This is a genomic window from Sinorhizobium sp. KGO-5, assembly GCF_036245905.1.
GTDB lineage: Bacteria > Pseudomonadota > Alphaproteobacteria > Rhizobiales > Rhizobiaceae > Sinorhizobium > Sinorhizobium meliloti_A.
The window spans coordinates 65,002-78,378 of record NZ_BDIZ01000004.1 but is presented as its reverse complement, the minus strand read 5'-3'; the positions used below and the strand labels follow the sequence as shown (position 1 = coordinate 78,378).

At 61.6% G+C, this 13,377-nt stretch carries 11 protein-coding genes and 1 riboswitch; of the genes, 3 read left to right on the top strand and 8 right to left on the bottom strand.

Going from position 1 to position 13,377, the window contains the following annotated elements; translation table 11 throughout:
- Nucleotides 1-21 precede the first annotated feature (21 nt).
- The 8 genes from BHD07_RS18725 to BHD07_RS18690 form a co-directional block, all read right to left on the bottom strand.
- Complete coding sequence (locus tag BHD07_RS18725; protein WP_338282438.1) at nt 22-2,253, bottom strand: TonB-dependent siderophore receptor; 2,232 nt, start codon at nt 2,251-2,253, stop codon at nt 22-24.
- Between the two features lie 152 nt (nt 2,254-2,405).
- Nucleotides 2,406-3,290, bottom strand: a complete 885-nt coding sequence (locus BHD07_RS18720; RefSeq protein WP_338282436.1) for an AraC family transcriptional regulator — start codon at nt 3,288-3,290, stop codon at nt 2,406-2,408.
- A gap of 204 nt (nt 3,291-3,494) precedes the next feature.
- Nucleotides 3,495-3,968, bottom strand: a complete 474-nt coding sequence (locus BHD07_RS18715) for a 6,7-dimethyl-8-ribityllumazine synthase (protein WP_018095501.1) — start codon at nt 3,966-3,968, stop codon at nt 3,495-3,497.
- An 89-nt stretch (nt 3,969-4,057) separates the two neighbouring features.
- A riboswitch (FMN riboswitch) is annotated at nt 4,058-4,223 on the bottom strand.
- Between the two features lie 114 nt (nt 4,224-4,337).
- On the bottom strand, nt 4,338-5,399 hold the full coding sequence (locus BHD07_RS18710; RefSeq protein WP_338282434.1) for an ABC transporter ATP-binding protein: 1,062 nt from the start codon (nt 5,397-5,399) through the stop codon (nt 4,338-4,340).
- Between the two features lie 4 nt (nt 5,400-5,403).
- Entirely contained in the window at nt 5,404-6,192 is a 789-nt protein-coding gene (locus BHD07_RS18705) for an ABC transporter permease (RefSeq protein ID WP_018095499.1), read from the bottom strand.
- Nucleotides 6,189-7,070, bottom strand: a complete 882-nt coding sequence (locus BHD07_RS18700; protein WP_018095498.1) for an ABC transporter permease — start codon at nt 7,068-7,070, stop codon at nt 6,189-6,191. Before BHD07_RS18700 ends, BHD07_RS18705 begins: the two co-directional genes overlap by 4 nt.
- A 77-nt stretch (nt 7,071-7,147) precedes the next feature.
- On the bottom strand, nt 7,148-8,251 hold the full coding sequence (locus BHD07_RS18695) for an ABC transporter substrate-binding protein (RefSeq protein ID WP_018095497.1): 1,104 nt from the start codon (nt 8,249-8,251) through the stop codon (nt 7,148-7,150).
- A 186-nt stretch (nt 8,252-8,437) separates the two neighbouring features.
- The gene (locus BHD07_RS18690) at nt 8,438-9,316 is read right to left on the bottom strand and encodes a MurR/RpiR family transcriptional regulator (protein ID WP_338282430.1); all 879 of its coding nucleotides are present in this window, start codon (nt 9,314-9,316) and stop codon (nt 8,438-8,440) included.
- A gap of 169 nt (nt 9,317-9,485) precedes the next feature.
- Between BHD07_RS18690 and BHD07_RS18685 the strand changes: the two genes are divergently transcribed.
- From BHD07_RS18685 to BHD07_RS18675, 3 genes are all read left to right on the top strand, one after another.
- Nucleotides 9,486-10,259: an N-formylglutamate amidohydrolase gene (locus BHD07_RS18685; protein ID WP_100671729.1), complete on the top strand. Its 774-nt coding sequence runs from the start codon at nt 9,486-9,488 to the stop codon at nt 10,257-10,259.
- A gap of 108 nt (nt 10,260-10,367) precedes the next feature.
- On the top strand, nt 10,368-11,915 hold the full coding sequence (locus BHD07_RS18680; protein ID WP_275597632.1) for an amino acid permease: 1,548 nt from the start codon (nt 10,368-10,370) through the stop codon (nt 11,913-11,915).
- Between the two features lie 93 nt (nt 11,916-12,008).
- A complete protein-coding gene (locus BHD07_RS18675) occupies nt 12,009-13,373 on the top strand; it encodes a glutamine synthetase family protein (RefSeq protein WP_338282427.1) in 1,365 nt (454 codons plus the stop codon).
- Nucleotides 13,374-13,377: the final 4 nt, after the last annotated feature.

Sequence of the window (13,377 nt, the reverse complement as noted above, 5' to 3'; positions counted from 1 at the left end):
GATGAGGGGAAGTACCACCCGTCACCACTTCTTGCTGAGCTTCAGCGTGAAGGTCCGGCTTTCGCCGTAGCCGCAGGTCAGGAGGCCCTGGCAGCCCGCGACATAGTCCTTGTCGAACAGGTTGGCGACGTTGAGCGACGCCGTCCAGTCGTTCTTCTCGTAGCGGATGGCGGCATCTACGAGCGTCGCCGCCGGGACCTTCTTCGTATTCGCGGCGTCCGCCCAGGACTCGCCCTGGCGGCGCACGCCCGCACCGAGGCTCATGCCTTCGAACGCGCCGTCGGTCACGGTGTAGTCGAGCCACAGAGCGGCCTGAGTCTCGGGTATGAGATAGGGCGACTTGCCGAGCAGCGACGGATTGGTGTCCTCTGTGATCTCCAGATCGGTATAGCTGAACGCCGAGACGATCTTCCAGTTTTCGTCGATATTCACCTTGCCCTCGAGCTCGAAACCGCGGGAGCGCACCTCGCCGAGCTGTGTGGAAACACCGAGTGTGTCGGTCACCTGGACGTTCTGCTTGGTTATCTCGAAGACCGAGGCGGTGAACAAACCATCGATAAACGTCGGCTCGTATTTGATTCCCGCTTCGTATTGGTAGCCTTCTTCGGGCTTCAGAGGCACCAGCGTCGTGACCGCGGGATCCGGGTTCGAGTCGCGCGAGCCCACGAGCGGATTGAAGAATGTCGCTACGCTCAAATAGGGCGTAACGCCGCTTTCGAACTCGTAGGCAAGGCCGGCCCGGCCGCTGAGCGCTCCGTCGTCATATCCGAAGTTCGAAGGTGCGGCCCAGGCCGTGGCGCCGTTCCTGAGGTCGGTGTCCACATAGTCGTATCGCCCATTGAGCGTGGCCAGCCAACCGTCGCCGAAGCGCACTTGATCCTGAGCATAGATGCCGATCTGCTGCTGCGTGAAAACCTGGTTGATGTAGACGGATTTCGGGCCCTGCGGCACACCGTAAACCGGATCGGTCGGGCTGATCGGTGTTGCGCCTCCCGAGGCGCCGATGTGGTCCAGTCGGTAATATTTGTAATCCAGGCCGGCGAGGAAGGTGTGGCTCGTGGCGCCGAGATCGAATTCCGTCTCGGCGCGGTTGTCGATCGCAAAGCTGTCGACTTTCGAGGTGGCCTCGAAACCGATGCGGTTCAGGAGGTAGTCCGGAGCGATCGGATCGACATTGCCGAAGCCCGGGCCGACATAGCCGTAGGGATACGGATAGTTCTCGTGTTTGTGGAGATGGGCATAGCGGGCGTTCTGCGTGAATTTCCAGCCGTTGTCGAAGTCGTGCGTGAACTCGTAGCCGACCATCTGCTGGGCGTAGGTTCCTTCGTCCATGTCCGGCTCGCCGAAATAGGCGTCGCGGTCGATCTTGCCGTAGGGAGCATCGACCACGGTTCCGACATAGGGCAGGAAGCCGTTGCCCACATGAACCTGGTCCAGACCCTGGAGCAGGCCGAAGACGGTCAGGCTGGTCGCGTCGTCGGGTGCGTAGGTTACCTGAGGAAGGATGAAACCGCGCAGGTCCTCCGAATAGTCCGAATAGTTGTCGCCGCCGGCGACCTTTCCGGTCAGGCGGTAGCGAACCGTTCCGTCATCGTTCAGCTTGTCGCTGATGTCGAAGCCGGTGAAGGCGTTGCCGTCGCTGTTGATGCCGACTTCGGTGTAATAGAGCGGCTCATCGAGCGGACGCTTGCTGATCAGATTGATGATGCCGCCCGGATTGGACCCGCCATAGAGCACGGAGGCCGGGCCCTTCAGCACCTCGATCCGCTCCAGCATGAAAGGGTCGATCTGGAAATTGCCGAAACCGAAGCTGAAGAGCGGCAAGCCGTCGAGGAAGAGGCCGGTCTGGGCCGCATCGAAGCCGCGGATGTAGAACCAGTCCGTGTCGGGATCGGTGCCGAAAGGTGCCGACGTGACGCCCGGCGTATAGCGCAAGGCCTCGTCGACCTTGTTGACCACGGCGCGATCGTCCAGTTCCTCGCGGCCGACGACGGAGACCGACTGGGGGATTTCGCTGAGCGGCGTGGCGGTCTTCGACCCGGTTGCGGTCGCCTTTGCGACGTAGCCGTCCACCGGTCCGCTCGCGTTGGCGCCCGTCGCATTGCCGCCCTCGACGACGATTCGCTCGAGCTGCGTGGCGTTTCCCTCCTGCGCCAGCGCCATTGCGCTCATCATCAGCGGCGCGAGTGCTGCTCCGCTCGCCAGAAGAGTCTTCAGATGCGCCCCGCGAATCCTGCACTTCATCTCATTCATGCCCCGAAAATCGGCCGGCCCCGCGTTGCCCCGCGCGACCGGCACCGTCGACAATAAGATGAGTGTCTAGATCAACTATTTTGGCGGCGCTTGTCCCGATATCGGGAAATTGAACGATTTTGGGCAAAAACTGCGCGCTGCCGGCGGACTGGTCAGGCGGTGTGACTTTTCTTCCAGAAGGCCGGAGTCGTGCCGACTGCCTTGCGAAACACACGGGTGAAGTGCGCCTGATCGGCAAAACCCGTCTCGGCGGCAATCGAGGTCAGCGGGGCGTCGCTCCTGAGCAGCATCTGCTTTGCCCGTTCGACCCGCGCATTGATGTGCCACTGGTGAGGCGCGACACCCGTCGAAGCCTTGAAGGCGTGGCTGAAATGCGATTGGGAGAGGCCCGTGAGGTCGGCGAGTTCCTCGAGCCGGACATTACGGGCGAAATTCTCCTCGATGAAATCGACGGCCCGCCGCAATTGCCACGCCGCAAGCTGGCTGCGCTTGCGGCCGCTTCGCTTGCCGATCTTCATGAGATCGATGAAAAGCGCCACCGTGAGGCCGTCGCCGTAAAGATCGTGGAGGGGCTGGGGATTGAGGCACTCGGCTGCGATCAGGCCGGCGATCGTAAGGAAGCGTTGGTCCTGGAACATCAGCCGGGGCGTCTCGATTGCCGCGGCGTCCAGGTCTTCCTTCAGGCGTCTGCCGAGTGCATCGATGTCGAAGTGAAGATCGAGATGCCGGATGTAATGGATGTCGACGACATCGGTCCAGAGCTCCATTCCGGCCGGGATATAGGAGAGGGCCTGCCGATGGTAGTTCTGGACGGCACCCTTGCCGTTTGCGGCGAGCTTCACCCTGCAATTGCCGCCGCCCTTGGCGTCGAGCACGATGAACATGCGGGGGTCCTCGGCGATATAATAGCCGCCCGCATGCGGAACGCATTCCACATCCCAGACATCCGCGACCACACCATTCCACTCTCTGCGGTTGAGGCCGCCGATGATCGAAAACCCGCTGATCCTGTTCTGCATGCGCGGCTGAAATGTCATCGTCGCTTTCTCCGGTCCTGCCGGCTTGCCAAGCCCGACCGCAGTAATCCTTCAAGTGTTATTCAAGTTTGTTATCGCGGATCGCGTGGGGTTTCAATCGCTTCAATGTGAAGGCGCGGCCGATGCCGACCGCGCCCCTTTTCTGAATGGAATTGGTACATCTGCGCCTCTCGGGTTTAGCCCGGGGAGAGGGGCAGCACCGTTTCAGGCGTCGACCAGCGCGAGCTTCGCACGCGCATCGAGAATCTGCGCGCAGGCATTCGCGGCTTCCTCGCCCTTGACGACGAAATGGTCGCGGAAGAAGGCGATCAGAGGCTCGCTTTCCTGGAAGTTGTGGGGTGTCAGGACCGCGGAGAGCACCGGCACGTCGGTATCGAGCTGGACGCGCATCATGCCGTCGAGCACCGTCCCGGCGACGAAGTCGTGGCGATAGATGCCGCCATTGACGACGAAGGCAGTGCCGAGGATCGCCGCGTAGCGGCCGGTCCTGGCGAGCGCCTGCGCATGCAGCGGGATTTCGAGCGCTCCCGGCACGTCGAAGATCTCGACATCGGCGGCGCTGCCGCCGAGTTTCGTCCATTGCGCAATGAAGGCGTCGACGCAACGATCGACGATATCGGCGTGCCAGCGGGCGCGGACGATGGCGATCTTGGCGGAGGGATGGGAAAGTATGGTCATGGTCTCAAGCCTTTCAGGGTTGGCATTTTCCAATGATCCCGTCGGGCGAACATGCATGTGCGAAGACCCCGGGGAGGGGCGACGCCTCTGCTTGCTCTCTTCCATCCGGACTATAACCGTCGGCTCCGGAATTCGACCGGATCTGCTGACCTTCGCACGAAAATGCAAAGCGCTCGCGGGCTTCGACCACCGACCATTCCCGATCCTGTGTTCGCTACCGCCGGTGGGGAATTTCACCCCGCCCTGAGAACGCTTGCGACTATAGCGGCTGTTTCGCCGCCGTCAAATCTGTGCTGCGACGTGAAAGCGAAAAATCACGACAGAATTTTCCACGGATTTCGCGCCCCTGAACAATTCATTCCCGCCGGTCTATTCGCGGATGACGAGCAGGTCCTTTGCCGCGAAGCGCAGCGTGACGCTCTCGCCGGCGACCGGTGGGGTCATGCCCGGATCGTTGAACATATCGAAGGAGATGATGTCTTCGCCGACCCGCAGCTTGGTGCGGATGACGGAGCCGAGAAAACTCCTCGATACGACTTGGCCCGGAAGTGCGGTATCGCCCCTGGCGCCCTCGGCGATTGAGCCTGCTTCCGGCCTGAGTGCCAGCGAAATGCTGTCGCCGCCCTTTGCCCCGGCTATCGGCTCTTTCAGCGAAATCCGCTGCCCGCCTATGGTGACCGCGCCGCTTGCGGGATCGGCCACCTTGCCCTCGATGATGTTGAGCGTGCCGACGAAGGAGGCGACGAATCGTGTGGCCGGGGTGTTGTAGATCTCGAAAGGGGTGCCGATCTGATCGGCGCGGCCGGCATTCATGACGACGATCCGGTCGGAGATCGACAGTGCCTCTTCCTGGTCGTGCGTCACGAATACCGTGGTGATGCCGAGCTGCTGCTGGATCTGCCGAATCTCCTCCCGCAGCGAGATGCGGATTTTTGCATCGAGCGCGGAGAGCGGCTCGTCGAGGAGCAGCACCTGCGGCTTGACGGCGAGGGCGCGGGCAAGCGCCACGCGCTGCTGCTGTCCGCCGGACAATTGATAGGGGAAGCGGTCCGCCAGATGCTCGAGCTTGATCAGTCCGAGCATCTGCTTCACCCGAGCCTCGATCTCCGTTTTGGAGGCGCCGGCGACCTTGAGGCCGAAGGCGACATTGTCGTGAACATTCATGTTGGGAAAGAGTGCGTAGGCCTGGAACACCATGCCGATATTGCGCTGGTTGGGCTTCAGCGTGCCCTGGTCCTTGCCGTCGATGAAGATCGAGCCGCCGGACGGCATTTCAAAGCCGGCAATCATGCGCAGTATGGTCGTCTTGCCGCAGCCGGAGGGGCCGAGGAAGGAGACGAACTCGCCCTGGTCGATCCCCATGTCGAAATTATGCACGACCTGGACCGGGCCGAAGGATTTCTGGATGTTGGTCAGTTGCAGGAATGCCATGTGATCAAGCCTTGGCCGGAGCGGATTTCTGGAAGCGCGATACCAGCTGGATCAATCCCATGCTGAGCCAGGTGATCGCGAATGCGATGACGGCGAGCGCCGAAGGCTCGTAGGCCTTGTTGGCGCCGACAAGCTGCAGATAGGGGCCGAAGGCCGGGCGGTTGAGCAGCGCCGCCATGGTGAATTCGCCCATGACGATCGCGAAGGTGATGAAGGCACCGGAAAGCACGCCGCTCATCACATTCGGGAAAATGCAGCGGAAGAGGATGGTCGGCCATTTGGCGCCGAGGCTTTCCGCGGCCTCGGTCAGCGTTCTGACATCGATGGCCCGCATCGCCGTGTCGACGGCGCGGTACATATAGGGAAGCGACAGCGTCATGTAGGAGAACATCAGGAGCGCGTTGGTGCCGGAAGTGGAGCCGGTCAGCGGCAGGAACGAGGAGGAATTATAGAGTCTGAGATAACCGAAGACGATGACGATCGCCGGAATGACGAGCGGCAGCAGCGTGATGAACTCGATGACGGGGCGGACCTGCGGCAGGCGCAGCCGCACCCAATAGGCGGTCGGCACCACCAGCAGCATGCCGAAGATGATCGTGAAAAACGCCATCAGCATCGAATAGCCGAAGGTCTCGCGAAACTGGAAGTCGGAGAAGACCGACCGGTAAGCGTCGAAGGAATAGGCATCGCGGCGCATGCGCAGCGAGAATTCCAGCGTGCCGAGCAGCGGGACGATGAAATAGCTCGCTCCGATGGCGATGGCGATCCAGGCACCGAGACGTCTTGCTTTCATTTCTGCCACCGTTCGGCGCGCATCCGCAGCCAGATGTAGAGAATATTGGAGATGCCGGTGATGACGATCATGCCGAGCGCCAGCGCATAGCCGAGGTTCGGATTATGGAGCACGTCGCCGCGGATCTGCGCATAGAGCAGGATCGGCACGATATTGAGCGAACTGCCGGTCAGCGCGTAGGCGGTGGCGATCGCGCCGAAGGCGTTGGCGAAGAGCAGGAGCGTCGTGCCGAGCAGGCTCGGCCAGAGGATCGGCAGCGCCACCATGCGCCAGTATTGCCAGGTGGAGGCGCCGAGAATTTCGGAAGCTTCGCGCCATTCCTTCTTCATGCCGTCGAGCGCCGGCGTAAGGATCAGCACCATCAGCGGGATCTGGAAATACATGTAGGTGATGGTGAGGCCGAGGAAGCTCAGGAGATTGAACCCCGTCGAATAGAGATTGAAGCCGAACCAGTCGCGCAGAAACACGGTGACAAGTCCGGTGCGGCCGAGGGTCGCGAGAAACGCGAAGGCGAGCGGAACGCCCGCGAAGTTGGAGGCGACGCCGGAAAAGGTGAGGAGCCCGGAGCGAATCCAGCCCGGCAGCCCGCCAAGCACGATCGCCCACGCAAGGAAAAAGCCGATGAGCGCGCCGCCGAGCGAGGAGGCGACCGATACGCGGATCGAAATCCAGTAGGCGGAGAGGATCGAGGGCGTGAAGAGATCGCCGATATTCTTGAAGGTGAACTCGCCTGCAGGCGTGAGGAAGGCCCCGGTGACGAGATAGAGCGTCGGAACGACCAGGAACATCAGCGCGAAAATCATGAAGGGCGCGATGCCCAGCCAGTCGATGATCGCTCGTTTGCTGATCAGGGGTGCTGCTGCTGTTGTCGTGGTCATAAAGCTTTCGGCTGTCCCGGCGTCGGAGGAAAATGACCTCCCCGCCACGTACGAGGCGGGGAGGTACGCAATGGCAGTTACTGCACGCTCGCGCCGACGACGCTGTCCCACTTGGTGGTGATCGCTTCCTTGCCCTTGGCCTGCTCGTCGAGTGTCGGGAACACGGCCTTTTCGTAGGATGCGGCCGGCGGCAGCTTGTCGAGCATTTCCTGCGGAACCTTGCCGTTCTTGACGAGGTCGTTGAAGCGGATCGGGTGGCAGTAGCCCTTCAGCCAGCCGAGCTGACCTTCGTCCGAATAAAGATATTCCATCCAGAGCTTGGCGGCGTTCGGATGCGGAGCGAAGGCAGAGATCGCCTGCACATAGACGCCGGCGACGACGCCGGAGGCCGGGACGACGACTTCGACCGGCGGGTTGCCGTTCAGGCTGTCGCGCCAGGAGAGGCCGTTATAGTCCCAGGCGATGATGATCGGCGTCGAGCCTTGCGCAAGCGAGGCGGACTTGCCGATGACCGGGACGAAGTTGCCGGCCTTGTTGACCTCGGCGAAGAAGGCCAGGCCCGCTTCCCCGGCCTTTGCCGCATCGGTTTCACCGGCCGCGAGGCCTGCGGCGTAGACCGCCTGCACCGCCTGGTTGGATGCGCGCGGATCGCCGGCGAGGGCGACCGAGTTCGCATAGTCGGACTTCTTGAGGTCCGCCCAGTCCTTCGGCACGTCCTTGACGATATCGGTGTTCACCACGAAGGAGAGAACGCCGTAATAGTCGCCGTACCAATAGCCTTCCGGATCCTTGGCCGTGTCCGGAATAGTGTCCCAGGTAGAGACCTTGTAGGGCTGAATCAGGCCTTCGGCCTTGGCCGAGGGGCCGAAAGAGAGGCCGACGTCGATGACGTCGGGGGCCTGCGGGCCGGTGTTGCCCTTGTTGGCCTTGATCGCCTCGATCTCGTCTCCGGAGCCCGCATCCGGGTTCAGTTCGTTGACTTCGATGCCGTATTTGGCCTTGAAGCCGGCGATCACGTCGCCGTACCCGCACCAATTGTGCGGGAGCGCGATTGTCGTCAGCGTGCCTTCCTTCTTGGCGGCTGCGATGAGCTCTTCGCTCGGCTCGGCAACGGCTACTGCCGTCGTTGCGAGCAGCATGGCGGTCGAAAGCGAGAGCAGGCGTTGAGTCCTTGAAATCACTGGCGTTCTCCTTATTGGGTTTTCGTTCAATTTCGCCGATGCAGTTAAAGATATGCGATGAAGCTTATGTGACAGGCCTTGTCCCGTCTGCGGCAGATATGTCGGCTTCGGAGCAATCCGCCCCGGTTGCATTCGAATGTCGCCTGAATGCTCTTCCATCAGGGAATTCAAGCCGCCGGAGCCCTCCTAGACCGGCTTGCGGAAAATGCGGGTGGAATCGAACAGGCCCTCCAGCGTCCTCATCCGGTCCCGGGTTTGGTCCCAGTTCGAGCTCTGTACCGCCTCGATCAGCGCCTCCACGAGGAAGAGCAGCATGACGGAACTGTCCCATGCGGAGGGAACCTCGATCCGGGCGCGGAAGACCTTCGATGAAGACTTGGCGACCGGAGAGCCCCACTGGTCCGTGAAGAGGATGATCTCGACGCCGCGCTCTCGGGCGGAGCGGGCGAGCGTTTCCATCTCCTGCTCGTAACGGCGGATGTCGAACAGGATGAGGACGTCTCCCGGGCGCATGTCCAGCACGTAATGCGGCCACGAACTCGGGTTCGCGGCGATCTGCGTGACGCCGGTTCGGATGACCTGAAGATGAGTGAAGAGGTAATCCGCGAGAGAGCGGGTGATGCGCCCGCCGACGAGATAGACCCTGCGCTTCAAATCGGCAACGAGTGCGGCGGCCGTGTCGAACTCCGCGGGCTCGATCTGCGACAGCGTCTGGCGCATGTTTCCCATGACCGCGTCGGCGAAGCGGTTGAGCGTATGGGTTCCCGGCGCGCTGGCCGCCCAGCGGTCGTGCTTCGCGATCGGATTGGAAATCGTCGCCTCGAGCTCCTGATGAAGCCGTGCCTGGAAGTCCGGGAAGCCGCGAAAACCGAGCTTCTGAACCATGCGGGCGACCGTCGGCGTCGAAACGCCGGCGTTCTCGGCGACCGTGGTGATCGAGCCGAGACCGGAGACCGGGTAATTGTCGAGAAGTGTCTCCGCCAATTGCTTTTCGGCGCGCGTCAGCGCGGCGAAATGTGCGTTGATCACATCCGACACCGTCATGGAAGCCGTGTTGCCGTTCAATGTCGTCCCCTTGGCCGGTCTTTGCCAGCTTGCCGGAAATTAAACATCGCTGTCACAATCGGAGTCAATCGCAATTTTGAAAAGATCGTTTCAGTTTTCCATTGACACGTGCCGATTCGTGAAGAATTCTCTTCACAACCATCGTCTGACGAGGCATTGGGGGCCGGTTTTGACGGGACTTTTGACTGAGGCAGAGGGCGACCCGGTCGCGATCGAGAACGCCGAAGCGAAGGGAGAATTCCTCTTCGTCTGCGAGCATGCCTCGAACCGGATGCCCGAGCGGCTGGGAACGCTCGGCCTTTCGAAGGAGGCGCTCGAGAGTCATGTCGCCTGGGATCCCGGCGCATTGGCAGTCTCCCGATTGCTCTCCGAAAAGCTTGACGGCACGGTCATCCATCAACGTTTTTCCCGGCTCGCCTATGACTGCAACAGGCCGCCGGAGTCTGACGCGGCGATGCCTGTCCTCAGCGAGGTCTATGACGTGCCCGGCAACAGGACCATGTCGGCGGCGGAGCGGCGTTCGCGGGTGGAGGAGATCTATCTGCCGTTTCAGGAGGCGGTGACGCGCGCGGTCGCAGACCGCAAGGCCGCAGGCAGGCGGCCGGTTCTCGTGACCATGCATAGTTTCACGCCGATCTATTTCGGCAAGCCGCGGACAGTCGAGTTAGGCATTCTGCACGACGCCGACAGCCGGCTCGCGGACCGCATGCTTGCCGCCGCAGCCATCGGCGAGGCGGGTTACGAGGTCCGCCGCAACGAGCCTTACGGGCCGGCCGACGGTGTGACGCACAGCCTGATCGAGTACGGCGTCCGCTTTGGCGTGCCGAATGTCATGATCGAGATCCGCAACGATCTCATCCGCGATAAAGTCGGCCAAAGGGTCATGGCCGATTATCTGGCGGGGCTGCTCGCGAAGAGCGTGGCTGCCCTTCCGGCGCACTAAAAGACCCTGGGGGAGCGGCAAAGCCGCGGTGCTGCTCCGGTTTCCGGAGCAGGGGTGACATGATCTTCCGCAATGGCGCGGCGGGTCTTGGAGAAACAGGGGAAAAGGATGTCAGACTACACCGAAGTCGACAAGAAGCAGGATATGCAGATCCTGCATTCGATGGGCTATGCCCAGGAACTCGAAAGGCGAATGAGCCAGTTCTCGAATTTCGCCGTCTCGTTCTCGATCATCTGCATTCTGTCCGGTGGCATCAACTCGCTGGCGCAGGCGACTTCCGGGGCCGGAGGCGCCGCGATCGGCATCGGCTGGCCGCTCGGATGCTTCATCTCGTTTGTCTTCGCGGTCGCCATGGCGCAGATCAGCTCCGCCTATCCGACCGCCGGCGGCCTCTATCACTGGGGTTCAATCCTCGGCAACCGTTTTACCGGCTGGCTGACCGCATGGTTCAATTTGCTCGGTCTGGTCACCGTTCTCGGCGCCATCAATGTCGGCACCTATTATTTTTTCATGGGCTCGTTCGGAACGCCTTACTTCGGTCTCGAGGACACGACGATGACGCGCATCGTCTTCCTGGCGATCATCACCGGCGCGCAGGCGCTCGTGAACCATATGGGCATCGGACTGACGGCGAAACTCACCGACTTCTCGGGCTATCTGATCTTCGTTACCGCGATCCTCCTCGCGCTGGTCTGCCTTGCCGCTGCCGACACCTACGAGATCAGCCGTCTTTTCACCTTCTCCAATTATTCGGGCGAGACGGGCGGCAATGTGTGGCCGCAAACCTCGGGAACCTGGGTGTTCCTTCTCGGGCTGCTGCTGCCGATCTACACGATCACCGGCTATGACGCCTCTGCCCATACCTCGGAGGAAACGGTCAAGGCCGCACATTCCGTGCCGCGCGGCATGATTTCCTCCGTGCTCTGGGCCGCTCTCTTCGGCTACATCATGCTGTGCTCCTTCGTATTGATGATTCCTGATATGGACGAGGCTGCCAAGCAGGGCTGGAACGTGTTCTTCTGGGCGATGGACGCCCAGGTCAACCCGATCATCAAGGATATCCTCTACCTCGCCATATTCGTCAGTCAGTGGCTGTGCGGGCTGGCAACGGTTACCTCGGTTTCCCGCATGATCTTCGCCTTCTCGCGGGACGGCGGCCTGCCGGCCTCCAAAGCGCTGTCGAAGGTGAGCCCGACCTATCGCACGCCGGTGGCCGCCATCTGGACGGGTTCCATTCTTGCGGTGCTCTTCGTCTGGGGATCATCGTTGGTGTCGATAGGCGACACGCCGGTTTACACGATCGTCGTCTCCTGCACCGTCATCTTCCTGTTCTTCTCTTTCGCGATCCCGATCACCCTGGGTCTGTTCGCCTGGGGAACATCGAAGTGGGACAAGATGGGGCCGTGGAACCTCGGTGAGGGCATGTTCAAGCTCTTCGCTATCCTTTCTATCGTCGCCATGGTGCTGATCTTCGTCCTCGGCATTCAGCCGCCGAACGACTGGGCGCTCTACATCACCGTCGGCTTCCTGATCGTGACCGGCATCATCTGGTTCGCCTTCGAAAACCGCCGTTTCCGCGGCCCGCCGATCGGCGACGAGGTTGCGCGCCGCCAGGCCGAGATCGCCGCTGCCGAAAAGGCGGTCGGCGAAGCCTGAACCAACATCAAGAGAGTGGGGGTCGCGACCGCGATCCCCGCTTCGTTTCGCGGTTCAAGGGAACGGCCGCGCCGAACATGGGATGACACTTTCATGAGCTATTCGTTCGAGGAACTGAAAGAGGATGTTGCCGCCGGCCGCATCGACACGGTGCTCGCCTGCCAGGTGGACATGCAGGGCCGCCTGATGGGCAAGCGGTTTCATGCGGAATATTTCGTGGAAAGCGCATGGAAGGAGACGCATAGCTGCAACTACCTGCTTGCCACAGATATGGAGATGGAGACCGTTCCCGGCTACAAGGCGACGAGCTGGGAGAAAGGGTACGGCGACTACACGATGAAGCCGGACCTCTCGACCCTCCGGCGCATTCCGTGGCTCGAAGGCACCGCGCTGGTTCTCTGCGACATGCTGGACCATGACACGCATGCGGAAGTGCCGCACTCGCCGCGCGCCATTTTGAAGAAGCAGGTGGCGCGCCTCGAAGCCTTGGGCTTCAAGGCCTATATGGCGAGCGAACTCGAATTCTTCCTCTTCGATCAGTCCTATGACGATGCGAGGCTCTCGGGATATCGCGACCTGCAGCTCGCCAGCGGCTACAACGAGGATTACCACATCTTCCAGACGACCAAGGAAGAGGATGTGATGCGGGCGATCCGCAACGGTCTTCAGGGTGCCGGGATCCCGGTCGAGAACTCCAAGGGCGAGGCGTCCGCCGGCCAGGAGGAGATCAACGTCCGTTACGCGGAGGCCGTGACGATGGCCGACCGGCATGCGATCATCAAGAACGGCTGCAAGGAAATCGCCTGGCAGCGCGGCAAGGCGATCACCTTCCTTGCCAAGTGGAACTACTCGGCCGCCGGCTCCTCGTCGCACATCCACCAGTCGCTCTGGAGCAAGGACGGCGAAACGCCGCTGTTCTTCGACAAGAACGGGCAGTATGGCATGTCTGAGCTCATGCGCCACTATGTGGCCGGTCAGCTCGCCCATGCGAGCGAGGTCACCTATTTCCTGGCGCCCTATATCAACTCCTACAAGCGCTTCATGGCCGGCACCTTCGCTCCGACCAAGGCGATCTGGAGCAAGGACAACCGCACCGCCGGCTATCGCCTCTGCGGTGAGGGCAGCAAGGCAATCCGCATCGAATGCCGCGTCGGCGGCTCCGATCTCAATCCATACCTTGCCTTTGCCGCCCTGATCGCGGCCGGCATTTCCGGCATCGAGAACAAGATGGAACTGGAGGCGCCCTTCGTGGGCGACGCCTACCAGGGCAAGGAGGTGCGCGAGATCCCGCATACGCTGAGAGAGGCGAGCGAGGCGCTTTCCGGTTCGAAGATGCTGCGTGCCGCCTTCGGCGAAGAGGTTGTCGATCATTATGTGCACGCCGCAGAATGGGAGCAGCAGGAATATGACCGGCGGGTGACCGACTGGGAGGTCGCGCGCGGGTTCGAAAGGGCGTAAAACG